The following is a 24169-nucleotide window of genomic DNA, read 5'->3' as shown; positions in this document are numbered from 1 at the left end:
CGCGGCGGCGTCGGCCGGTACTGCCGGCGCGCTCAGCTGCGCACCTGACCGCTGCCGAGCACCACGTACTTGAGCGAGGTGAGCCCGTCGAGCCCGACCGGCCCGCGCGCATGCAGCTTGTTGGTGCTGATGCCGATTTCCGCGCCGAGCCCGTACTCGAAGCCGTCGGCAAAGCGCGTGCTGGCGTTGACCATCACCGACGCCGAATCCACCTCGCGCAGGAAGCGCATCGCCTTCGAGTAGTTCTCGGTGACGATGGCCTCGGTGTGCTGCGAGCTGTAGGTGTTGATGTGGTCCATCGCCGCATCGACGCTGTCGACCAGCCTGATCGACAGGATCGGCGCGAGATATTCGGTGCGCCAGTCGGCTTCGGTGGCATCGACCAGACCGCTGAAGCCGGCTGCCTCCAGCACCGCGCGGGTGTCGGCGCAGACGCGCAGCTCGACGCCCTTGTCCTGGTAGATGCGGCACAGCGGCGGCAGCACGGCCGGCGCGACGGCGGCGTTGACCAGCAGCGTCTCCATCGTGTTGCAGGGTGCGTAGCGCTGGGTCTTGGCGTTGTCGGCGATGCGGATGGCCTTGTCGAGATCGGCCTCGTCGTCGATGTAGACATGGCAGATGCCGTCGAGATGCTTGATGACCGGCACCGTGGCCTCGCGCGCGATGCGCTCGATCAGGCTCTTGCCGCCGCGCGGCACGATCACGTCGATGTACTCGGGCAGGGTAATCATCGCGCCCACGGCGGCGCGGTCGGTGGTCTCGATCACCTGCACGCCGTCGGCCGGCAGACCGGCGGCTTCGAGCCCGTCGCGCACCAGCTTTGCCAGCGCGGTGTTGCAGCGGATGGCTTCGGAGCCGCCGCGCAGCACGGTGGCGTTGCCGCTCTTGATGCACAGGCCGGCGGCATCGACGGTCACGTTGGGCCGGGCCTCGTAAATGATGCCGATCACGCCGAGCGGCACGCGCATCTGGCCGACCTGGATGCCGCTCGGGCGAAAGCGCAGGTTGGTGATCTCGCCGATCGGGTCGGCCAGCGCGGCGATCTGCTCCAGCCCTTCGGCCATGGTGTCGATGGCCTTGTCGCCGAGGGCCAGCCGCTCGACCAGCGCCGGCGCGAGGCCGGCGGCGCGGGCGGCGGCCACATCCTCGTCGTTGGCGGTCTTGAGCGCGGCGCGCTGGGCGCGGATCGCGGCTGCGATGTGCAGCAGCGCGGCATTCTTGCGCGCGGTATCGGCCCGGGCCATGAGGCGGCTGGCGGCGCGCGCGGCGGCGCCGATCTGGCGCAGGGTGGTGGTGATGTCGGTCTTGCTGTCCATCGTCGTCTGCCGGTGGCACGGAAACCTGCGATGTTAGTCGAGTCGCGGCGCGGCTCGCGCCAATGCTCCCGGGGTTGAGATGACCGCTTCCGCCATGTCCGATCTGCCTGCCCATGTCGCCGCGCTCGCGGCGCAACTGGCGCGCCGCCACGGCCGCCGCCGCGACTGGTCGCCACCCACATCTCGTGGCTGCTGCTCGACGGCGAGTGCGCCTGGAAGATCAAGCGGCCGCTGCTCCTGCCCTTTCTCGACGCCAGCACGCCGGCGCGGCGGCGCCAGCTGTGCGCCGAGGAGCTGCGGCTCAACCGGCGGCTCGCGCCCGGGCTCTACCTCGACATGCAGCCGCTCTGCGATGCCGCCGGCGCGGTGGTGGACTGGGCGGTACGCATGCGCCAGTTCCCCGCCGGCGCGCTGGCGAGCGAGCTGCTCGCCGCCGGCCGGCTCGATGCGGCGGCGATCGATTCGCTGGCGCAGACGCTGGCCGACTTCCATCGCGCGGCGCCGGTGCTGGCGGCCGCCGCGCCCGCCGCCGATGCCGGCGCCACCGCGCTCGCCGTGCTCGACCAGCTCGCCGCGCTGGCGCCGGTCGATGCCCGCCTCGCGCCGCTGCGCGCCTGGACCGTTGCCGACGCCGCACGCCTGGCGCCGTTCTGGGCCGCCCGCCATGCCGCCGGCCAGCTGCGCGAATGCCACGGCGATCTGCATCTGGCCAATCTGGTCGCGCTCGACGGCCGGCTCACCGCCTTCGACTGCATCGAGTTCGACCCGGCGCTGCGCTGGATCGATCCGCAGGCCGATCTCGCCTTCCCGGTCATGGACCTGATCGCGCATGGCCGCGCCGATCTCGGCTTCCGGTTGCTCGATGGCTGGTTGCAGGCGAGCGGCGACTTCGCCGGCGTGGCGGCGCTGCGCTTCCATCTGGTGGCGCGGGCGACGGTGCGGGCGCTGGTTGCGCGGCTGGCGGCGGCCGATGGCGCCGGCCGGGGCGCCGAGCCGAGTGCGCCGTCGGGCGACGCGCCGGACGCCGGGCCGGGCCTCGCCTCGGGCGCCGAGCCGGGCGCCGCGCCGCCCGACTACCTCGCCGTCGCCGCCCGCCTGACCCGGCCCGCCGCGCCGCGCCTGCTCATCACCCACGGCCTGTCCGGCGCGGGCAAGAGCCGGCTGGCGCTGCAACTCGTCGAGCAGGCCGGCGCGTTGCGGCTGCGCTCGGATGTCGAGCGCAAGCGGCTGTTCGGTCTGGCGCCGCTGGCCAGCTCGCGGGCCGACGCCGCGCTGGCCGGCGCCAGCGGCATCTACACGCCGCAGGCCACGCGCGCCACCTTCGACCGCCTGCTCGCGCTGGCCGGCCCGGCGCTCGATGCCGGCTGGCCGGTCATCGTCGATGCCGCCTTTCTGCGCCGTGCCGAGCGCGACGCCTTCCGCGCGCTGGCGGCCGGCCGCGCGCTGCCCTTCGCCATCCTCGACTGCCGCGCCGATCCGGCCCTGCTCGGTGCGCGGCTCGCGGCCCGCGCCGCCGCCGGCAACGACCCGTCCGAAGCCGACGCCGCCGTGCTCGCGCGCCAGCAGGCCACGCAGGAAGCGCTCGCGCCCGACGAGGCCGGCGTCATCGCGGTGGACAGCGGCGGCGCGGTCGACGCCGCGGCGCTGGCCCGCCGCTGGCTGGCCGGCTGAGCCGCCTGGCGGCAGCCGCGCGCCACGGAATCGCGCCCGGCCGACTCGCCCGTCGCCCACCTGCCGCCGAATCCTCCGGTTACCGGCGGCCGTGCGGCTTGTCCTTGGCGCGCGCCGCCGGCCGCGCCACTGTCGCGCCTCCCTCCCGCCCCGGTCGCAACGCACGGCCGTCCGCCCATGCCATTCCGTCGCCCTGTTGCCGCGCTCGCCAGCGCCCTCGTCCTCGCCCTCACGCTCGCCGCCTGCTCCGGCCTGGCGCCGGGCCGGCCCTCCGCCGCCGTCATCCCCGACCGCATCGAGCTGGCCGTGCCAACCGGTGCCGCGCCGGTCGGCCGCTGTACCGAAGTCAATGCCGGCGTGCCGCGCGCGCCGCTCGGGCTGGACCTCAGCTTTCGCGAGGACTTCGACCGGCTGCGCCTGGGCGACGGCGCCTGGCTGCCGCACTACAACCTCGGCCGCGATCCCGATACCGGCGTCTGGCGCGGCGCCGAGCTGGCGCTCAACCGCACGCTGGCCGGCAATCACGAGCAGCAGATCTATGTCGATCCGGCCTACGCCGCCGGCACCGGCAAGCCGCTCGGTCTCGACCCGTTCCGCATCCAGGACGGCGTGCTGTCCATCGTCGCCGAGCGGGTGCCGCCGCGCCTTGCCGAGACGCTCAAGGGCTTCGACTACACCTCGGGCCTGCTCACCTCGCGCGCCAGCTTCGTGCAGCGCTACGGCTATTTCGAGATGCGCGCGCGCGTGCCGGCCGGCAAGGCGCTCTGGCCGGCGTTCTGGCTGCTGGCGGCCGACCGCGTCTGGCCGCCCGAGATCGACATCCTCGAAGTGGTGGGCCAGCAGCCCGAGCTGATGGTGACCACCGCGCACTGGAGCAAGGCCGACGGCAAGCACGGCAGTTCGGGCTGCCGCACCCGCCTGCCCGATGCCTGGAACAGCTTCCATCTGTTCGGCGCGCTGTGGACCGCCGAGCGCATCGTCTGGTTCATCGACCGCGTGCCGGTGGCGCAGATCGCCACGCCGGCCGGCTTCGACAAGCCGATGTATCTGCTGCTCAATCTGGCGGTCGGCGGCAACATGGTCGGCCGGGCCGATGCCGACACGCCGGTGCCGGCGCAATTCGACGTGGACTGGGTCGCGGCCTGGAAGCTGCCGGGCAGCGACGCCGCGCAATAGCGCGTTTGCGCCGGATGGCGCGGCCCGCCCGGCGCCGGCTCAGCGGCCGGCGCGGGCCGGCGCTACGCCGGCCGGGCCCATCAGCCCGATGCCGAGCGCCAGCACATCGGCCCAGACATTGCCGGTGAGCCCTTCGTCGGCCGCCACTTGCGGCAGCCCCTTGGCCACCTTGTCGAGCGCGGCGCACTTGCGCACCGCCGCGCCGAGCGCGCGCCGGTCGAGCCGCGCGACCGCCTTGGGCATGAGCTTTTCGCGCGCGCCCCAGATGCGCAATTCCTTCATCACGGCGGCGACCGGCCGGCCGGCGTCCATCGCGCCGCGCAGCCGCCACAGCGTGCGCAGGTCTTCCGCCAGCGTCCACAGCACCAGCGGCAGCGCTTCGCCTTCGCCTTCGAGGCCGGCGAGCATGCGGGCATAGCGCGGCGCATCGCCGGCCAGCAGCGCCTCGCTGAGCTTGAACACGTCATAGCGCGCCACGTTGAGCACCGCGTCCTTCACCGCCTCGGTATCGAGCCGGCCTTCGGGATGCAGCAGCCCGAGCTTGAGGATTTCCTGATGCGCCGCGAGCAGGTTGCCCTCGACCCGGTCGGCGATGAATTGCAGCGCCTCGGGCGTGGTGGTCTGGCCCTGGCCGGCGAGGCGCTGGGCGATCCATTGGGGCAGTGCCGGCCGCTCGATCGGATCGATCAGCAGCACCCGGCCGGCGGCGAGCAGCGCGGCAAACCACTTGCTGTCGCGCATGTCGCGGTCGGCGCGCGGCAGGGTGATGACGGTGAGCAGCGAATCGTCATCGGCGCGCAGCCCGGCTGCAAAGGCTTGCAGCACCGCCGCGCCATCCTTCCCCGGCTTGCCCGAGGCGATGCGCAGCTCGACGATGCGGCGCTCGGCGAACAGCGACAGGCTGCTGCTCGCATCGACAAAGCCGCTCCAGTCGAAGCGCGGGCCGACGGTGGCCACCTCGCGCTCGCTGTAGCCGCAGCGGCGCGCGGCGGCTCGGATCGCATCGCAGGCCTCGATCTGCAGCAGCGGTTCGGCGCTCGCCACCACATACAGCGGCGCGAGCTTGCCGGCCTTGGCGGCGGCAGCCAGATGGCCGGGCAGATCGTCGAGGCGGAGCAGAGGCATGGGCGGGCGTTGAAAGACGGGCGGTTCAGCGATGCGTGGCGGTATCGATGCGCCCGCCGCCTTCGGTCACGCGCGCCAGCTCGGCCAGGATGACCGCCGCCGCCTCGGCAGGTGCGCGCAGCACGCCCTCCGCATGCAGCCCGACAAACCGCGCCACCGCCGGAAAATCCTCGGCGCCGGTGGCGCGGATCTCGGCCTGCATGTCGGTATCCATCACGCCCGGATCGACGTTGACCGCCAGCACCGGCTGCGCCTCGCCGGCCTGCTCCAGCGCGATGGCGCGGATGTGGTTCTCGAGCCCGGCCTTGGCCGCGCAATACAGCGACCAGCCCGCATAACCCTTGAGCGCCGCGCCCGACGAGATGTTGGCCAGCAGCTTGCGCGCCGCATGCGGCTGGAAGTGCCGCACGAACAGCGCCGCGAACAGCACCGGCGCCGCAAAGTTGAGATCGAGATTGGCCAGCAGCTCGGGCAGCGGCTTGCGCGCCGTCGGCCCGATGGGCGTGAGCGTGGCGGCATTCATCACCGCCAGTACCTCGTCCCAGTCGCGCGCGGCGAGTTGGGCCAGCTTTTCGTCGAGCAGCGGCGCGGCGTTGGCCAGATCGCCGAGATCGACCTCGACCGAGCCGGCATGCGGCGCCGCGCGCGAGAACTCCACCACTTCCCAGCCGGCGGCGGACAGCGCCGCGACCAGGGCAGCACCCAGCCCGCGCGAGCCGCCAGTGACGATTGCCAGTCTTGCCATGCCGCTCTCCCTGAAGGTTTCAGCGCCGGATCAGCGCCAGCCGCCGCACGATCTGCTGTGCCATGTCGGTAATCATGTCGCGGTACAGGAAGTTCTCCTGCGCCTCCTGGGCCAGGATCTGGTCCTCGATGTTGGTCGTGTCGCGCTTGAGCGTGAGCTGGGACGGCTCGATGAAATCGTTGCCCTTGCCGTCCGACACGCGATAGCGCGCGGTGTAGTACAGCCGGTATTCGCGCGCCCGGCCGGCCGAGTTGAACGACACGATCTCGCGCGTGCGGGTCTCGGCCAGCAGGTCGAAGCGCGCCTCGGCGCCGGCCGCCTCGGGCAGCAGCAGCACGTTGCTGCCGTGCAGCAGATTGCGCCTCAGCTCCGCGCCGAGCGCCGAGCCTTCGGGCGTGGCCAGATACAGCGTGGCGAACGGCAGCTGGGCCGAGCCGCGCAGCCGGAAGCCGCAGCCGGCCAGCAGCGCCGCGCCGCCCAGCGCCGCCAGCAGCGCGCGGCGGCCGGGGGCGACGACAGCGCTGGCGCCGTCGCCGGCGGCTTCGGCATCGGACGCCGTGGCGCGGAGCAGGTCACGCGGCGCGGTCATCTCAGACCACCACGTTCACGAGCTTGCCCGGCACCACGATCAGCTTCTTGATCGGCTTGCCCTCGACGAACTTCTGCACGTTTTCATCGGCCAGCGCGGCCGCCTCGATGGCCGCCTTGTCGGCGCCGGCCGGCACATTGACCGAGCCGCGCAGCTTGCCGTTGACCTGCACCACCAGCGCGATCTCGTCCTGCACGAGCGCCGCCTCGTCCACCTGCGGCCAGGGCGCATCGACCAGATCGCCGTGGATCGACACATAGCCCAGCTCGCTCCACAGCGCATGGCCGATGTGCGGGCAGGCCGGATAGAGGATGCGCACCAGCACGCCGAAGCCCTCGGTGACCACCGCCGCGCGCGCGTCGTCGGCCTCGCCGTCTTCGGCGATCGCGGTGGCCGCCGCTTCCAGCGTGTTGAGCAGCTTCATCGCCGCCGAGACCACGGTGTTGTACTGCATGCGCTCGTAGTCGAAGCTGGCCTGGCGCGTGATCAGATGCACCTCGCGCCGCACCGCCTTGAGCCGCTTGCCGAGCGCCGCCGGCAGATCGAACACCGCGCGGCCGAACACATGCGCATGGCCAAACGCCCACACCCGGCGCAGGAAGCGGTTGGCGCCTTCCACGCCGGCGTCGTTCCATTCCAGCGTCTGCTCGGGCGGCGCGGCAAACATGGTGAACAGCCGGGCCGTGTCGGCGCCGTACTGCTCGATCAGCGCCTGCGGATCGACGCCGTTGTTCTTGCTCTTGCTCATCGTGCCGACGCCCTGGTAGTCGATGGGCGTGCCGGCGGGCAGGTCGCCGACCGCGTGCTTGAGCGTCGCGCCCGTGATCTTGCCGTCGGCGCCGACCACGTTCTCCACGTCGTGCGGCCAGAAGTACTCGATGCCGCCCTTGTCGGTGCGGCGCGAGTAGATGTGGTTGAGCACCATCCCCTGCGTCAGCAGCTTGGTGAACGGCTCGTTCACCTTGGTGAGGCCCAGATCGCGCATCACCTTGGTCCAGAAGCGCGCGTACAGCAGATGCAGGATCGCGTGCTCGATGCCGCCGATGTACTGGTCCATCGGCATCCAGTGCTCGGTGCGCGCATCGACCATTGCCGCGTCATAGCCGGGCCGGTCGTTGGCCAGCGTGTAGCGCATGAAGTACCAGGAGCTGTCCACGAAGGTGTCCATCGTGTCGGTCTCGCGGCGCGCCGGCTTGCCGCACTTGGGGCAGGCCACGTTCAGGAAGCTCGCGCACTTGGCCAGCGGATTGCCGCTGCCGTCGGGGATGAGGTCGTCGGGCAGGCGCACCGGCAGATCGCTCTCGGGCACCGGCACCGGACCGCAATCGTCGCAATGGATGATCGGAATCGGCGTGCCCCAGTAGCGCTGGCGGCTGATGCCCCAGTCGCGCAGGCGGAAGGTGGTCTTCTTGTCGCCCAGGTCCTTGAGCAGCAGCGTGATGGCGACCGAATCGACCGCCTTCTTGTAGCTCAGCCCGTCAAAGGCGCCCGAGTTGACGGTGACGCCGCGCGTCTTGTCGCCGTACCAGTCCTGCCAGCCGTCGAGGCTGAATTCCTGGCCCTCGACCGCGACCACCTGCTTGATCTCGATGCCGTACTTCTTCGCAAAGCCGAAGTCGCGCTCGTCATGCGCCGGCACGCCCATCACCGCGCCGTCGCCATAGCTCATCAGCACGTAGTTGCCGACCCACACGGGCACTTGCGCGCCGGTGATCGGATGGGTGACGAACAGCCCGGTCGGCCGGCCTTCCTTTTCCTTGAGCGCCAGTTCGGCCTCGGTCGTGCCGCCCTTGGCGCAGTCGGCGATGAACTCGGCCAGCTCGGGATTGCCGGCGGCGGCATGCGCGGCCAGCGGATGCTCGGGCGCCACGGCGCAGAAGGTCACGCCCATGATCGTGTCGGCGCGCGTGGTGAAGACGTAGAGCTTGCCGTCCTGGATCTTTTCGCCGTCGGCGCCAACGATGTCGTGCGGAAAGGCGAAGCGCACGCCCTCGCTCTTGCCGATCCAGTTTTCCTGCATCAGCCGCACGCGCTCGGGCCAGCCGCTCAGGAATTGCGGGCTGGCCGGATTGGCCACCGCGTCGAGCAGCTCGTCGGCGTACTTGACGATGTTGAGGTAGTAGCCGGGGATTTCGCGCTTTTCCACCAGCGCGCCGGAGCGCCAGCCGCGCCCGTCGATGACCTGCTCGTTGGCCAGCACGGTCTGGTCGACCGGGTCCCAGTTCACGGTCTGGGTGCGGCGCTCGCAGATGCCGGCCTCCAGCATCTTGAGGAAGAGCCACTGGTTCCACTGGTAGTAGGCCGGCGTGCAGGTGGCGATCTCGCGCGACCAGTCGATGGCCAGTCCCATCGCCTGCATCTGCTTCTTCATGTAGGCGATGTTGTCGAAGGTCCAGGCGGCGGGCGAGACCTTGTTCTTCATCGCCGCGTTCTCGGCCGGCAGTCCGAAGGCGTCCCAGCCCATCGGCATCAAGACGTTGTAGCCGTTCATGCGCAGGTAGCGCGCCAGCATGTCGTTGATGGTGTAGTTGCGCACATGGCCCATGTGCAGCTTGCCCGACGGGTAGGGCAGCATCGAGCAGGCGTAGTACTTGCCCTTGGGAAAGCGGGCGTCGTTCTCGCTCACGCGGTAGACGGAATGGGCGGGATCGTCGGCGCGCCAGTGGCTGCGGGCGGCGGCTTCGATGTCGGCGGGGGAGTACTTGTCTTGCATGGTGTCGGGGCGGCGCTGCCGGCGGTTGCGCGAAACCGCCGAGTATAAACGGCGCCCCTTTCTCGCATGAATATTCATGCTTGAGCCAGCAACGGCAAATGCTGGCGTGCGATTGCCTAGCCGACCAGCGCCCCGCTCGCGGCCGGCTCGGCCTCGTCCGCCGCGCTGAGGCCGAGCGCCTCCAGCAGCTCCAGGCTCGGCAGCGCATCGCCGGCATGGATCTTCTGCGCATCGACCAGCGCGACCAGTGGCCCGCCCGATTCGCCGCCGGTGACGAAGCCGACCAGCCAGGGCGTGTTGCGCGCGAATTCCGGCGCCGGCTTGAGCCGCGTCGGCGCGATCGAGCTGACGGTGAGCAGCCGGTCGACGCGCAGGCCCAGCTCGCGCGCGCCCTGGCGGATCACGACGATGGTCAGCTCGCCGTCGTCGCTGGCGTCGCCGTGGTGTTGCAGCCGGAAGTCGATCACCGGCACCAGCCGCGTGCCTTCCGCCGAGTGATGCTCGACCAGCCCGGCGAGCTGGCGCGCGCCCGGCATCGGCACGATGCGCGGCGGCCGGATCGCCTCGACGATGTCGCCGACCGGAATGCCCAGCAGCAGTTCGCCGCTGCGGAACAGGCCGATCTGGAGCGCCGCGTCGCCGGTATTGGGGCAGGACTGGAAATGCGCATCGGCCGGCCCCGCCACGCGCACGGGCAGCGGTTGCAGCACCAGGCCGACGACCGGCTCGCGGTAGCCGTCGCTGCGCTTGAACTCGCGGTAGCCGCCCGAGGCGGCCACGCCGGCCAGATAGCGCGCGCCGTCCAGGCTGAGCATCTGCATGTTCGAGGCGCCGGGCTCGGGCAGCGCGATCTGGCCATGCTCGGCAAAGTGGTCGCCGGGCTGCCAGCGCGGATCGGTCGAGCCGATGACGCTGCCGCCGGGGCGCAGGAACAGCGCAATCATCGACTGGCGCGGCGGAATGGCGCCGTGCAGCATCGCGCCGAATTCGGCCTGCGAATCGAAGGCCAGCACCACGCTGCCGAGCGCGCGCCGGGTCGCCGGATCGCGGATCTGCGCCAGATAGAGATAGGTCGGCTCGTCGTCGCAGAGCGGCGAGGGCTCGAACGGCGACACCGCATAGGCCTGCGAATCGGCCAGCCCGGCGCAGGCGCGCAGCAGCGGCTCGGGCAGGCGCCAGTCGGCCGGCAGCGCCTCGGCCGGACGCGACAGCGCCACCACGCGGCCGTCGGCATCGCACAGCGCCACGCGGCGGTAGACGGTGTAGAGGTCGTTGAGCCGGCCGAGCACGCGGCTCGCGCGTTCGGCGGCGGCGGCGTCGGCCGGGTCGTCGCGCAGCGCCAGCAGGGCTTCGGTCAGTTCGCCCGACAGCGCCCACCAGCGGCAGTCGTTGGCGCGTTCGTAGAGGTTGCGATCGAGGATGTTGACGGCCAGGTCGGCGCGCGCGCGCAGCTGGTCGCGCCGGCCGTCGGCCACCAGCGCGCACAGGCGCCGGATGCCCTCGGCAAAGATGCGCGTGGTGCGCCGGCCGGCCTCGCCGATCTGGTCGAGCACCGCGCTGGCCGAGCCGCTCGCGTCGTTGGCGCCGCGCGCCTGTTCGAGCTTGCCGTTCCAGATCACATGCTCGAGTCCGCGCTCGATGGCGGTGGCCTGCTCGATGGTGCCGATCAGGCTGGCGTCGCTGCGCATGATGGCGTCGAGCATGGCCTCGTGATCGGCGCCGCGCGCCAGCTCGGCGCTGCCGGTGCGAAAGGCCACCTCCAGCCGGGTGAGCGCCAGCGCGCGCCAGGGCAGGCCCATGTAGCCCTGATAGCCGCGGGTCTGGCGGTCGCTGGCCAGGTATTCGGTATCGCGGTGCAGCACGATCGGATAGTCGGGCTCGGGCGGCTCCAGCGGCTCGCCCACCGCCACCACGTCGGGCCGGTTGCTGGCGATGGCGATGCCGTGCTCGTCGACCAGCGCCACCACCGCATGCCGATTGCCATCGTCGATCTCGCAGAAGATGGCGCGCATCTCGGTGGCGAAGCCATAGCTCAGCGCCACGCAGCCGACCACACGGCCATCCGGCGCCAGCACCCGGTGCGCATACACCAGCACCCGGCGTCCGGCCGCCACCAGCGCATCGAAGCCGTGGAACTGGGCATGGCCGTCATGCGCCAGCGCCGCGACGAACCAGGGCGCGTCGGCATGGCTCGCGGGCGCATCGGCCGGCGCGTCCTCCAGCCGGCACAGCACGCGGCCCTCGCGGTCGAGCAGCAGGATGTCGTCGTACACCGTGTACTTGGCGCGGTATTCGGCCAGTCGCGCCCGCAGCGCGGCGGCATCGTGCGCCTCGGGCTCGCTGGCCAGCGCCACCAGCTCGGGATCGGTGGCGATGAAGCCGACATCGGCGGTGCGCTCGTACAGGCTGCGCACCAGCAGGTCGATGGTGACCTGGGCGCGTGCGATGAGGTCGTTGTGCTTGTTGGTCAGATGCACATCGATCACCCGGTCGAGCAGCCGCTGCTGGAGCGTGGCGAACTGCTCGCGCGTGGCGACCAGCGTGCTCAGAAAGCGCGCCGCCGCCACCGGGCAGACCATGCGCGCGGTCGACTCGACCAGATCCCAGCGCAGTTGCAGCTCGTGCAGCTCGCGTTCGAGCTGCTGCACATGGCGCATCGACGGCAGGGCGGCCTCGATGAGTGCGGCGCGGCCGCTGTTCTTGTCGTGGCGCTGCTGGACCTGGCGCTCTCTCATGGGGGGCTCGCTGTTCTTGATTTGTGGCGAAGGGGGGAGTGCGGCGGTCAAAGGTTGCTGGCGGCTCGCACTTCGGTCATGTCGGTCACGCCCATCAGGGCTTTCTGGATGCCGTCCTGGCGCAGCGTGCGCATGCCGGCGCCGACGCCGGCTTCGAGGATCTGCTCGACCCGGGCACCGGTCTGGATCAGCCGCTTGGTCGCGCGGTCGGCGCTCAGCAGCTCGTGGATGCCGGCGCGGCCCTTGTAGCCGCTGCCGCCGCAATGCTTGCAGCCCGGCGCATGCCAGAGCTGAAGCCGGCCGCGCGCATTGCCGAAGCGTTCGACCGCCGTCGCCAGCAGCGCCTCGGGCGACGGTCGCACGGGCTCGGGAATCTGGGTCAGGTATTCGGCGACGAGGGCGTCGGTCTCGCTGTCGCCCAGCTCGGTCGGCACGCGGCATTTCTCGCACAGCCGGCGCACCAGCCGCTGGGCCAGCACGCCGAGCAGCGCATCGGCGAAGTTGAACGGATCGAGCCCCATGTCGAGCAGCCGCACGATGGATTCGGCGGCGCTGTTGGTGTGCAGCGTGCTCAGCACCAGATGGCCGGTGAGCGAGGCCTCGACCGCGATGCGCGAGGTCTCGGTATCGCGCATCTCGCCGATCATGATCACGTCGGGATCGGCGCGCAGAAAGGCGCGCAGCGCATCGGCGAAGGTCCAGCCGATCTTGGCGTTGACCTGCACCTGGCGCAGCCCCTGCTGGGTGATTTCCACCGGGTCTTCGGCCGTCCAGATCTTGCGTTCGGGCGTGTTGATGTGGGCCAGGCAGCTGTGCAGCGTGGTGGTCTTGCCCGAGCCGGTCGGCCCGCACACCAGAAACAGGCCGTAGGGCCGCTGGGTGATCCGGTCGATCGATTCGAGATTGAGCGGGCTCAGGCCCAGCTTGGCCAGCGGCACCGGCTTGGCCGAGGCCAGCAGCCGCATCACCACATCCTCCAGCCCGTTGTTGGTCGGGATGGTGGCCACGCGCAGCTCCAGCTTGACCGGCGCATGGCGCGAGAAATCGATCTTCCCGTCCTGCGGCTTGCGCCGCTCCGAGATGTCGAGCGAAGCCATGATCTTGATGCGCGCGACGATGGCGCGCCGGTAGCTGGCCGGCAGCTCCAGATAGGGCTGCATGTCGCCATCCTTGCGAAAGCGGATGCGCGTCTTGGCCTTGCCCGGATAGGTCTCGATGTGAACGTCGGACACGCCCTGCGCGAACGCGTCCATGACCATGGTGTTGACCAGCCGGGTCAGGGCGTTGTCGCTCTCGCTGACCTGGGCGTCCTCGATCTCGCTGCCGTCGGTCAGGTCTTCGGCCACCAGCCGCTCGGCCAGCGCGGTGGCATCGCCGGGCTCGTAGTCGAGCATGCCGGCATGCTCGTCGTCGTCGCCACCGGCCGGCCCGGCGGCGCCGCGATACACGCGTTGCAGCGCGGCGCTCAGCGCGACTGGCGTGGCCAGCACGCCGACCACCTTGCGCTGGGTGGTGAACTTGAGCTCGTCGATGACATGGGCGCGCGCCGGATCGTCGATGGCCACCACCAGCAGGCCGTTGCGCTCGGCGATCGGCAGGGCGCGCAGCCGGCCGGCGGCGGCGCCCGGCACCAGCAGCGTGGCGGCGGCATCGATCGGGAAGTCGTCCAGCTCGACCGACGGCATGCCGAGCTTGGTGCCGAGCGCGGCATTGAGCGTGGCCTCGTCGATGCAGCCCAGCTCGACCAGCGCGCGGCCGAGCGGCCCGCCCTGCTTCTTCTGGCGCTGGAGCGCGGCGGCCAGGTCGGCCGGGTTGATGCGTCCGCGCTCGACCAGCAGCTCGCCGATGCGCGAGACCGGCACCGTCGAATTGCCGTCGATCTCGCGCCACAGCTGCTCGACCGAGGCGATGCGCAGATTGATGGTGCTGCCCAGGCCCGGAATGGTGGCGGTCGGATCGCCGGCGGGCGGCGCCGGACTGGCCGGGGCCGGCGCGGTGCGGCGCTCGGGCCGGGCGACGGCCGGCTGGGTCGGCGTGCGCTGCGGGCCGGGCGTGGTGTCTTCGAGCTTGAGCGGCGCGCGGCGCGGATCGATCTCCCAGCGCATCACCGAGCCGTGCGGCACGAAGCTGCGCGCCACGCCGTCGCCGGTGGCGATGAAAAGAAAGGTGCCGCCCGGCGTCTCGATGGCCGAGAACACCTGGCCCTGCTCGCGCGTGTCGTCGGCATAGCAGACGCGGTAGTCGCGCAGCGCCGGCTGGCGCCGGTCGGGCGCGAAATGCAGCGGCGTGGTCAGCCGCACCGCGCGCAGCATCGCCAGCCGCATCGCCAGTGGCTTGCCGAGCGCCGCCGGCTCGAACATCAGCGCATCCGAGCCGGGCGTGAAGCGCACCAGCCGGCCTTCCACATGGCTGCCGCGCAGCATGTCGAGTCGGCAGGCGCGCGAGTCGCCCTCGACCGCGCCGACGCCGGTCAGCCCGGGCCAGTCGAGGACATCAAGCGGAACGAGTCGGTCGGTGGAGTCGGGGGCGCCCATGGATCACATCTCTTGCGGATGCCGCATGTGACCCCGAAGCCGCGTTGTCCGATGCCCGGATAAGCGGTGTAACCGGCTTTGTCTCCGGCGCTTTCAGAGCCGCCGCAGCCGCGCCGAAATGCGCGCCTCGATGAAGCCGTGCAGCCGGTCCCAGGCCAGCGGCTTGTGCAGCAGCAGCGCATCGGGCGGCAGGCCGCCGCGCTCGGCCACGGTAGCCGCGTCGAGCCCGGTGATGACGACCAGGTCGACCCGGTCGTATTCGCGCGCCTCGCGCAGCCGGCGCAGCATCGCGAAGCCGTCGAGATGCGGCATGACCAGATCGGTGACCAGCAGGTCGGGCTGCCATTGCGGCAGCTTCATGAGCGCCTCGATGCCGTCGCCGACGGTCAGCAGATCGAGCTCGAAGTTCCACTGCGCCAGCTTGCGTTCGAACAGCCGGCGCGTCGGCGCGTCGTCCTCGACCAGCAGGATGCGCATGCGCATGCCGGCGCCGCCGCGCGCGCTGCGCTCGCGCCAGGCCGCCAGCGACTGGGCCGAGATGCGGCGATGGCCGCCGGCGGTCTTCCAGGCGGCCAGTTCGCCGCGGTCGACCATGAGCTTGACGCTGCCGATCGACAGGCCGAGCTGCTCGGCCGCTTCCGCCGTGGTGAAGAAGCGGTCGGCGTCGTCGCTGGCCGGCACGGGGGAATTTGATGAGGTCATGAAGCGGATTTTTTGCCAACGACTGCCGCGACTCAAATCTTTTCGGACGACTACAATCGTTTTTGACGATTTTGGCGGTTTACTCGGGTTTCTCTCCGGGTCGCTCCCGTCGCCCGGCCTGCGTTGTCGCGTCATATCCACGGTTTCCCTAGGCTCGTGACTCTTCCCTCCGCTCCGCCCACCCCCGCCGGATCGCCGCTGGCGCTGACGGTCGACGACGATCCTGCCGCGCGCCAGTGCATCGCCGGCGCGCTCGCGGCTGCCGGCATCCGCTGCGACAGCTTCGCCGACGGCCGCGCGGCGCTCGCCGCCGCCGCCCGGCGCGCCTACGACGTGGTGCTGCTGGCGCGCGAGCTGCCCGGCCTCGACGGCGCCGGCCTGCTCGCCGAGCTGCGCCAGCTGCCGCCGATGCGCGCGGTACCGGTGCTGTTCACCTGCCGCGCCGCCGATCGCGCCAGCCTGCGCGCCGCCATGGACTGCGGCGCCGACGACGTGCTGGCCAAGCCATTGCGCGCCGCCGAGCTGCTGGCGGCGGTGCGGGCCCGGCTGGCGCGCGCCGAACTGCTGCACCAGAGCCTGCGCGCCCATCAGGAAGCCGACCGCGAAGCCCTGCTCGACATGTTTCCGCATGAACTCAACACGCCGCTCAACACGCTGGTGGGCTTTGCCGAGGTGCTCGCCACCACGCCGCTCGACGCGGCCGAGCGGCGCGAGGCGATGACCGCCGTGGCCAGTTCGGCCGACCGGCTGCGGCGGCTGTCGGCGCGCTTCCTGGTGGCGACCCGGCTGCGCGAAGGCCAGCGGCTGTTCCGCAGCGACCAGCGCGATACCGCCGCCGTCATCGCGCTGGCCCGTGAGGTGGCGCGGCAACACGGCGCGCTCTGCGTCGCCCCGGAAAAACCCGAGGCCGCGCGCTACTTCACGTCGCTCGACGGGCTGCGTGCCATTCTTGAAGAACTGCTCGACAACGCGATGAAGTTCCGCGCCGAGCGGGCCGAGTTGCTGGTTGAGCAGGACGACACTGGCCTCACGATCGAGGTGCGCGACGATGGTCCCGGCCTGAGCCCGGAGCGGCTGTCGCGGCATCGACTGTTCGACCAGTTCGATCGCCAGCAGCTGGAGCAGCAGGGCAGCGGACTCGGCCTGTTCATTGCGCGGCGCATCGCGGAACAGGTCGGCATCAAGTTTCCGGCGCTGGCGACGTCAAGCGACATGACCTCCGGCGGTGCGCGGATTCTTTTGCGCCTCGAAAAAAGAAACTGAGTGCATTCAATGCGATTTCGATTCCGCCTCCAATCCGCGGTCGCCGCCCTGTCGCTCACGCTGCTGGCGGGTCTGTGGCTGGCCTTCTTCGTGCAGATGGACCATGAGCGCGAGGTCGCGGTGTCGAACGCCCGGCGCGACATCCGCAATCTGGTGCTGGCCTTCGCCGAACACACCGACCGCACGATCCAGGGCGCCGACCAGGCCGCGCGCTTCGTGCGGCATCAGATCGTCGAGCACCAGGGCAAGATCGATCTCGAAGGCTTCGTGCGCGACGGCCTCATCGTCGACCCGATGTACAACCTCATCACCTGGGTCGGCGCCGACGGCTTCGTCGTCAAGTCGTCGCAGAACTTCAAGCGCGTCGACCTGAGCGACCGCGAGCACATCCGGGTCCAGCTCGATGCGCCGGTCGGCAGCGACAAGCTGTTCTTCAGCAAGCCGGTGCTCGGCCGGGTGTCCAAGAAGTGGTCGCTCCAGCTCACGCGACGCATCGCCAATGCCGACGGCAGCGCGGCCGGCGTCATCGTCGTCTCGCTCACGCCCGACTACTTCACCGGCCTGTATGCCAACGAAGACCTCGGCGCCGGCAGCGTGATGGCGCTGGTCGGCGGCGACGGCATCGTGCGCGCCCAGGCCGGCGGCAGCCGCGTGGTGCTGGGCGAGAACGTCGGCGACAGCGCGGTGTTCCGCCGCATCGACAGCCAGGCGACCGGCGAGACCGAGGGCGACGACTTCATCGACGGCACGCGGCGCCTGTATGCGTTTGCAACCCAGCCCGAGACCGGGGTGTCGGTGGTGCTGGGCGTGGACGAGGCCACCGTGCTGGCGCCCTGGGTGCACCGGCGCGATCTGGGCGCCGCCAGCCTCGCGGCGATCACGCTGGTGGGCCTTGCGCTGACCGCGCTGGTCATCCGCCAGGCCAGCGCGCAGGACCGGCTGGTGACCGCGCTGCGCGAAAGCCAGCGCCGCGCCAACGAGGCCAACGAGCTCAAGAGCAAGTTCCTCGCGAGCGTGTCGCATGAGCTGCGCACGCCGCTCAACGGCATCCTCGGCTATGCCGAACTGATCCGCGACACCGCGCCCGACGACGACATGCGCGAGATGGGCGACATCGTTCACCAGAGCGCCACGCATCTGCATGCGCTCGTCAACTCCATCCTCGATCTGGCCAAGATCGAGGCCGGCCGCATGGACCTGCAGGAGGAAGACTTCCTGCTCGGCCCGCTGTTCGAGCGCGTGACCACGCTCAACGACGTGGCGGCGCGCGGCAAGGGGCTGGCGCTGGTCACCGAGATCGATCCGGTGCTGGCGGCGCCGGTGCATGCCGACCAGATGAAGCTGTTCCAGGTGCTCAACAATCTGGTCAACAACGCGGTCAAGTTTTCCGAGCGCGGCAGCATCCGGCTGGCGGCGCGGCCGGTCGGCGAGGGCCGGCTGCGCATCGACGTGAGCGACGACGGCGTCGGCATTCCGCGCGAATCGCTGGCGCGGATCTTCGACCGCTTCCAGGGCACCAGCAACGACTTCGTTCATCCCCAGCAGGGCGCCGGACTGGGCCTGCCGCTGGCCAAGGAGTTCATCGAGATGATGCACGGCAGCATTTCCATCGACTCGGACCGCGACGCCGGTACCCGCATCTGCATCGAGCTGCCGCTGGTGCTCGCGCCGCGCCCGGCCGTGGTGGCGCAGGAGGTGGCCCATGTCTGACGCCCGCCATGCGCTCGTCGTCGACGACAACCAGATGAACCGCAAGCTCGCCATCGCCTTTCTCAAGCGGCTGGGCTGGACCGCCGACGAGGCGCAGTCGGGCGGCGAGGCGCTCGACCGGGTGCGCGACCAGCGCTACGACGCGGTGCTGCTCGATCTGCGCATGCCGGTGATGAGCGGCGAATCGGTCTGCCGCGCGATCCGCGCCGAGCCGCGCTTTGCCGAGCTGCCGGTCATCGCCTACACCGCCCACGCCATGATCGAGGAGAAGCAGCAGATCCTCGGCGTGGGCTTCAACGCGCTGCTCATCAAGCCGACCTCGTTCTCCGACTTCAAGAACGTGTTCGAGGCGATCGGATGACGACCGTGCTGCGTCGCGTGCTGCTGGTCGAGGATTCGCCGGTGCTGCGCCGGCTGTTCGCGCTGTGGTGCGAGCACGCCGGCTGCGCGGTGCAGGCGGTGGCCGGCATCGCGGCCGCCGAGGCGCTGCTCGACAGCCTCGCGCCCGAGGCCGCGCCCGAGCTGCTTGTGGCCGATTTCGAGCTGGCCGACGGCGCGGCCGACCATCTGTTCGCGCGGCTCGCGGCGCCGGTCGTGGTCTGCTCGGGCCATCCGCGCCGGCCGCTGCCCGGGCATGAGCACCGGATCGCCGACTGGCTGCGCAAGCCGGTGTCGCGCAGCGATTTCGTCGCCGCGCTCGACCGGGCGCTCGGCCGCGCCACGGCCAGCGTGTCGCCGCGCGAGCTGGCGCTGCGTGCCGCCTACGAGGCCGAACGTAGCGTCGAGCTGGCCGAGCTGGTGCGCGAGATCGCCGATGGCCTGCTCGACGCCGCGCGCCGCCGCGCCCACCGCTTTGCCGGCGTCGCCGCCGTGTTCCGCGACGAGGCGGTCGCCGGACTGGTGCGGCGCGTGGAAGTGGCCGCCGAAGCCGGCGATGCCCGTTTTGCGCTGGCCGAATTGCAGGCCTGCGCCGCCGTGGCGCCGGCGGTCGGCGATTCTCCGCAGAAAGAACCGTCATGAGTCTTGCGCAGCGCGCGACGCCCGAGCGCCAGCTGTCGGCCCTGGTGATCGAGGACGACAGCTTCTTCGCCGGCCAGCTCGGCCAGCAGCTCGCGCGGCTGGGCGTGCGCACGCGGCATGAGATCGGCTCGCTGGCCGAGGCCGGCGCGGTCGACATCGAGGCGCTGGCGCCGGTCGATCTGGCGCTGGTCAATCTGGCGCTCTACGACGGCGACTGCCTGGGCCTGCTGCGCCGACTGGCGCAGGCGCGCATCGCGCGCCGGCTGCTGCTCATCAGCGCGCACTCCTACAGCATCGCGCGCACGGTGCAGGCGTTTGCCGAGGTGCTCGGCTTTGCGGTGGTGCAGGTGCTCGACAAGGCGGCCGCGCCCGGCGCGGTGCGCGTGGCGCTGGAGCAGCTGCTGGCCACGCCGCTGCCCGGTCATGGCCCGCGCCCGGTGCCGCTCAGCGTGCATGCGGTGGCCAGCGCCATCGCCGAGCAGCGCATCGAGGCCTTCTACCAGCCCAAGATCCAGCTCGCGACCGGCGAGGTGGTCGGCGTCGAGGCGCTGATGCGCATCCGCGCGCCGGACGGCCGCATCGTGTTCCCGGCCGAAATCCTGCCCGGCCTGGTCGGCACCGGCTCGACCAGCCTGCTCACGCTGCAAATGCTGCGGCAGGCGGCGGCGCTGTCGGCCGACTGCCTCGATCTCGGCCAGTCGATCTCCTGCGCCATCAACGTGTCGACCGCCGAGCTGGCCGACTACGCCCTGTGCGACGAAATGGCCGGCGTGGTCGCCGAGCACGGCATCGATCCGTGCTGGATCACGCTCGAAGTGACCGAGGGCGAAATGATGGGCGACCTCGCCGCCACGCTCGAGAACGCGGCGCGCGTGCGCATGGTCGGCTTCGGCCTCGCCATCGACGACTTCGGCGCCGGCTACTCGTCGTTCCAGCGCCTGTCGACGATCCCGTTCTCCGAGCTGAAGGTGGACCGCGCCTTCATCCACGGTGCCGCGCATGACGAGCGTACCCGGCTCATCGCCAAGGTCTGCGGCGAGATCGGCCGCACCTTCGGCCTGCGTACCGTGGCCGAGGGCGTGGAAACGCATGCCGACCTCGACACCATCCGCGAGCTCGGCTTCGACTATGTGCAGGGCTGGGTCTACGGCAAGGCCATGCCGCGCAACGAGTTCATCGCCTTCATGCAGAAGGCCAACGGGCTGGTCTGACGCCGGCGGCGTCGGTGCCGATGCGAATGCGCGCCTTCACCCGCCGGGGGTATGGTCGGCGGCTTCCAACAAGAGCCCCGGAGCCCGCCATGCCATTCCCCTTCCGTTTGCGCGCGCTGCTCGCAGCCACCGTTCTTGCCTCGCTCGCCGCCTGCGGCGATTCGGGCACGGTGGCGATGACGACCAAGCCCACCTTCAACCGCGTGATCGCCTTCGGCGACAGCCTCACCGACGTGGGCAGCTATGCGCCGGCGGTGGCCAGCGTGGGCGGCGGCAAGTTCACGACCAATCCGGGGCCGATCTGGGTCGAGGACGTGGCGACCACGCTCGGCCTGAGCATCAAGCCCTGGCAGACCGGCGGCTTCGGCGTGCCGGTGACGGTGGCCGGCGGCTACGGCTATGCCCAGGGCGGCTCGCGCGTGAGCAAGCAGCCCGGCGTCGATTGCGTGTACGTGGCCGCGAGCGACAGCTGCGACGCCACGCAAGGCCCGATGACCGTGCCCCAGGGCAAGCAGCTCGACGCGCAACTGGCGCGCGGCAACTTCACCGCCAACGACATCGTGTTCCTGCTCGGCGGCAGCAACGACGTGATCTGGCACGCGAGCCTGGTGCTCCAGAGCCAGGAATCGCAGGCCACGGCGCTGGCCGAGGTGACCACCGCCGCCAACGACCAGGCCGCGCAGATTGCCCGCGTGCTCGCCACCGGCGGCAAGTACGTGGTGACCTTCCTCATCCCCGACGTGGGCCGCGCGCCCTACGGCGTGGCGGCGGGCGCCAGCGCCCAGGCGCTCATCAATGCGCTGGTGGTGCAGTTCAACACCGCGCTCCAGCAGGCCATCGCCACGCAGAAGCTCGATGTGGTGATCGTCGACGGCTATGCGCTGCTCAACGACGAGCTGAGCAATCCCGGCAAGTACGGCTTCGTCAACACCAGCGCCACCGCCTGCAATGCCACGCTCACGCAGGGCACCTCGCTGCTGTGCTCGGCCGCCACGCTGGTGGCGACCGGCGCCGACCAGACCTATGCCTTCGCCGACGACAAGCATCCGACCACGCGCGGCCACAAGGCCATCGCCGATGCGGTGACGGCGGCGCTCAAGGCCAAGGGCTGGCTGTAGGAAGCAGGCGCGGAACCGGCCGGCGACCGCATGGCGCGCCGGCGCGGTCGGGCGGGAGGCGGCTCCTATAATCGGCGGCTGATTTTTTATCCAGTGGCCGCAAGCCGCCCAAGCCGCCCATGTATCCCGACCATCTGCTCGACAAGCTCAACGAAGAACAGCTCGCCGCCGTCACCCTGCCCGACGAACCGGCGCTGATCCTCGCCGGCGCGGGCTCGGGCAAGACGCGGGTGCTGACCACGCGGATTGCGTGGCTGATCCAGCAGGGCCGCGTCAGCCCGAGCGGGCTGCTCGCCGTCACCTTCACCAACAAGGCGGCCAAGGAAATGCTGATGCGGCTCGGCGGCATGCTGCCGATCAACCTGCGCGGCATGTGGATCGGCACCTTCCACGGGCTGTGCAACCGCTTCCTGCGCTCGCATCACCGCGATGCGGGCCTGCCGCAGACCTTCCAGATTCTCGACAGCGCCGACCAGCTTTCGGCCATCAAGCGCCTGCTCAAGGGCCTGAACGTCGACGACCAGAAATATCCGCCCAAGAACCTCCAGCACTTCATCAACAACTGCAAGGAAGAGGGCCTGCGCGCCGAGAAGACGCCGGCCCACGATCCGCAGAGCAAGAAGTTTGTCGAGCTGTACGCGCTCTACGACCAGCAATGCCAGCGCGAAGGCGTGGTCGACTTTGCCGAGCTGCTGCTGCGCAGCTACGAAACGCTGCTGGCCAATGAGCCGCTGCGCGAGCATTACCAGCGCCGCTTCCGCCACATATTGGTGGACGAGTTCCAGGACACCAACAACCTCCAGTACAAGTGGCTCAAGCTGCTCGGCAAGCATGCGGCGGTGTTCGCGGTGGGCGACGACGACCAGAGCATCTATGCCTTCCGTGGCGCCAACGTCGGCAACATGGCTGCGTTCGAGCGCGACTTCCGCGTGCAGCACCTCATCAAGCTCGAAGAGAACTACCGCTCGTTCAGCAACATCCTCGACTGCGCCAACGAGCTGATCGCCAACAACGGCAACCGGCTGGGCAAGAACCTGCGCACCACGCGCGGCCACGGCGAGCCGGTGCGCATCTACGAGGCGCTGACCGATCTGCAGGAGGCGCAATGGCTGGTCGACGAGGCGCAGAACCTCATCGGCACGGGCAAGAAGCGCAGCGAGATCGCGGTGCTCTACCGCAGCAATGCGCAGTCGCGCGTGATCGAGGCGGCGCTGTTCAAGGCCGGCATTGCCTATCGCGTGTACGGCGGCCTGCGCTTCTTCGAGCGTGCCGAGATCAAGCACGCGCTGGCCTATCTGCGGCTGATGGACAACCCGCATGACGACACCGCCTTCCTGCGGGTGGTCAATTTCCCGACGCGCGGCATCGGTGCGCGCTCGGTCGAGCAGCTGAGCGACATCGCGCGCGAGCGGCAATGCTCGCTGCACATGGCGGTGCCGTTTCTGACCGGCAAGGCGGGCAGCAGCATCGGCAACTTCGTGAAGATGATCGACGGGCTGCGCTTCGAGACCGCGCAGCTGCGGCTGCCCGAAATCGTCGAGCAGATGCTCGATACCAGCGGCCTGCGCGCGCATTACCAGGCCGAGAAGGAAGGCCAGGAGCGGCTGGAGAATCTGGACGAACTGGTCAATGCCGCCGCGCTGTTCATCAGCGACGACGGCATGGTCAGCGGCATCGCCGGGCCGCGCGCGCTGTCGGGCAGCGAGCAGCAGGCGCTGGCCGAGGGCGAAGCGCCGGCCGAGGCGCCGGCCGCGTTTGCCGTCGATGCCGACGGCGTGGTCGATGTGCCGATCGCGCCGCTGGCCGCCTTCCTGTCGCATGCCTCGCTTGAAGCCGGCGACAACCAGGCCGAGGCCGGCCAGGACGCGATGCAGCTCATGACCGTGCATGCGGCCAAGGGGCTGGAGTTCGACGTGGTCTTCCTCACCGGGCTCGAAGAGGGCCTGTTCCCGCACGAGAACGCGGCCCAGGAAACCGCCGGGCTTGAGGAGGAACGGCGCCTGATGTACGTGGCCATCACGCGGGCGCGCGAGCGGCTCTACATCAGCCATGCGCAGACCCGGATGCTGCACGGCCAGACCCGCTACAACCTGCGCAGCCGCTTCCTGGGCGAGCTGCCCGAGGGCTGCTGCAAGTGGCTCACGCCCAGGCTGTCGGGCACGGCGCAGCAGCAGGCCGGCGCCTACAAGGCCGGCATCAGGCAGGACTGGAAGCAGACCCGCGCCACCGGCTGGGAAGAGCTGGGCGAGTACGACGCCAAGGCGGCCCGGCGCGCCGACATCCCCGATACCGGCGGCGGCCCGGTGCCGGGCTGGGTGCAGAAGCAGCATGCCGCCGGCAGTGGCCTGCGCATCGGCCAGAGCGTGCGGCATGCCAAGTTCGGCGAGGGCGTGGTGATCGGCATCGAGGGCAGCGGCAGCGATGCGCGGGCGCAGATCAATTTCCGCAGCGCCGGCAGCAAGTGGCTGGCGCTCGCCGTCGCCAAGCTCGATCCGATCTGACGGCGCCGTTTGCCGTGGCGCAACGCCAGCCCTGAGCGGC

Annotated in this window: 17 protein-coding genes; 9 read left to right on the top strand and 8 right to left on the bottom strand. The window is 70.6% G+C overall.

Annotated features, from left to right (window positions below):
- Positions 1-32: 32 nt before the first annotated feature.
- Positions 33-1316 (bottom strand): glutamate-5-semialdehyde dehydrogenase, encoded by a 1284-nt coding sequence (locus B9P64_RS27180; protein ID WP_085314388.1) that lies wholly within the window; start codon positions 1314-1316, stop codon positions 33-35.
- Positions 1317-1481: 165 nt separating this feature from the next.
- Here B9P64_RS27180 and B9P64_RS00890 point away from each other — a divergent pair, with 165 nt between their 5' ends.
- Positions 1482-2987, top strand: coding sequence for a bifunctional aminoglycoside phosphotransferase/ATP-binding protein (locus tag B9P64_RS00890; RefSeq protein ID WP_085314387.1), 1506 nt, complete (start codon positions 1482-1484; stop codon positions 2985-2987).
- A gap of 177 nt (positions 2988-3164) precedes the next feature.
- Positions 3165-4163 carry a glycoside hydrolase family 16 protein gene (locus tag B9P64_RS00885; protein ID WP_085314386.1) on the top strand — a complete coding sequence of 333 codons (999 nt, stop codon included), beginning with the start codon at positions 3165-3167 and terminating at the stop codon, positions 4161-4163.
- 39 nt (positions 4164-4202) lie between these two features.
- Here B9P64_RS00885 and holA read toward each other — a convergent pair whose 3' ends face one another.
- From holA to B9P64_RS00850, 7 genes are all read right to left on the bottom strand, one after another.
- Positions 4203-5288, bottom strand: a complete 1086-nt coding sequence (holA, locus tag B9P64_RS00880) for a DNA polymerase III subunit delta (RefSeq protein WP_085314385.1) — start codon at positions 5286-5288, stop codon at positions 4203-4205.
- 25 nt (positions 5289-5313) lie between these two features.
- Entirely contained in the window at positions 5314-6033 is a 720-nt protein-coding gene (locus B9P64_RS00875) for an SDR family NAD(P)-dependent oxidoreductase (RefSeq protein WP_085314384.1), read from the bottom strand.
- A gap of 19 nt (positions 6034-6052) precedes the next feature.
- Positions 6053-6622: an LPS-assembly lipoprotein LptE gene (locus B9P64_RS00870; RefSeq protein WP_085314383.1), complete on the bottom strand. Its 570-nt coding sequence runs from the start codon at positions 6620-6622 to the stop codon at positions 6053-6055.
- Between the two features lies 1 nt (position 6623).
- Positions 6624-9335 carry a leucine--tRNA ligase gene (gene leuS / locus B9P64_RS00865; RefSeq protein ID WP_085314382.1) on the bottom strand — a complete coding sequence of 904 codons (2712 nt, stop codon included), beginning with the start codon at positions 9333-9335 and terminating at the stop codon, positions 6624-6626.
- A gap of 116 nt (positions 9336-9451) precedes the next feature.
- On the bottom strand, positions 9452-12070 hold the full coding sequence (locus B9P64_RS00860) for a chemotaxis protein CheW (protein ID WP_085314381.1): 2619 nt from the start codon (positions 12068-12070) through the stop codon (positions 9452-9454).
- A 47-nt stretch (positions 12071-12117) separates the two neighbouring features.
- Positions 12118-14604, bottom strand: coding sequence for a GspE/PulE family protein (locus B9P64_RS00855; RefSeq protein ID WP_235839845.1), 2487 nt, complete (start codon positions 14602-14604; stop codon positions 12118-12120).
- Positions 14605-14697: 93 nt separating this feature from the next.
- Positions 14698-15306, bottom strand: a complete 609-nt coding sequence (locus B9P64_RS00850; RefSeq protein ID WP_176256677.1) for a response regulator — start codon at positions 15304-15306, stop codon at positions 14698-14700.
- 156 nt (positions 15307-15462) lie between these two features.
- On the opposite strand from B9P64_RS00850, the gene B9P64_RS00845 reads away from it, so the two are divergent.
- The 7 genes from B9P64_RS00845 to B9P64_RS00815 all read left to right on the top strand — a co-directional run bounded on the left by B9P64_RS00845 (position 15463) and on the right by B9P64_RS00815 (position 24129).
- Positions 15463-16569, top strand: a complete 1107-nt coding sequence (locus B9P64_RS00845; RefSeq protein WP_176256676.1) for an ATP-binding response regulator — start codon at positions 15463-15465, stop codon at positions 16567-16569.
- A 9-nt stretch (positions 16570-16578) separates the two neighbouring features.
- Complete coding sequence (locus B9P64_RS00840) at positions 16579-18279, top strand: cache domain-containing sensor histidine kinase (protein WP_085314378.1); 1701 nt, start codon at positions 16579-16581, stop codon at positions 18277-18279.
- The gene (locus B9P64_RS00835) at positions 18272-18640 is read left to right on the top strand and encodes a response regulator (protein ID WP_085314377.1); all 369 of its coding nucleotides are present in this window, start codon (positions 18272-18274) and stop codon (positions 18638-18640) included. The genes B9P64_RS00840 and B9P64_RS00835 overlap by 8 nt, the downstream gene beginning before the upstream one ends.
- Entirely contained in the window at positions 18637-19299 is a 663-nt protein-coding gene (locus B9P64_RS00830; protein WP_085314376.1) for a DNA-binding transcriptional response regulator, read from the top strand. Before B9P64_RS00835 ends, B9P64_RS00830 begins: the two co-directional genes overlap by 4 nt.
- Positions 19296-20510, top strand: coding sequence for an EAL domain-containing response regulator (locus tag B9P64_RS00825; RefSeq protein ID WP_085314375.1), 1215 nt, complete (start codon positions 19296-19298; stop codon positions 20508-20510). Before B9P64_RS00830 ends, B9P64_RS00825 begins: the two co-directional genes overlap by 4 nt.
- Positions 20511-20599: 89 nt before the next feature.
- Positions 20600-21628: an SGNH/GDSL hydrolase family protein gene (locus B9P64_RS00820; protein ID WP_176256675.1), complete on the top strand. Its 1029-nt coding sequence runs from the start codon at positions 20600-20602 to the stop codon at positions 21626-21628.
- A 119-nt stretch (positions 21629-21747) separates the two neighbouring features.
- The gene (locus B9P64_RS00815) at positions 21748-24129 is read left to right on the top strand and encodes a UvrD-helicase domain-containing protein (protein WP_085314373.1); all 2382 of its coding nucleotides are present in this window, start codon (positions 21748-21750) and stop codon (positions 24127-24129) included.
- Positions 24130-24169 lie beyond the last annotated feature (40 nt).

It is taken from the genome of Derxia lacustris, from assembly GCF_002105195.1.
In the GTDB taxonomy this organism is placed as follows: domain Bacteria; phylum Pseudomonadota; class Gammaproteobacteria; order Burkholderiales; family Burkholderiaceae_E; genus Derxia; species Derxia lacustris.
Note: the sequence above shows the minus strand (reverse complement) of the source record. Positions and strands in the feature narration are given on the sequence as shown.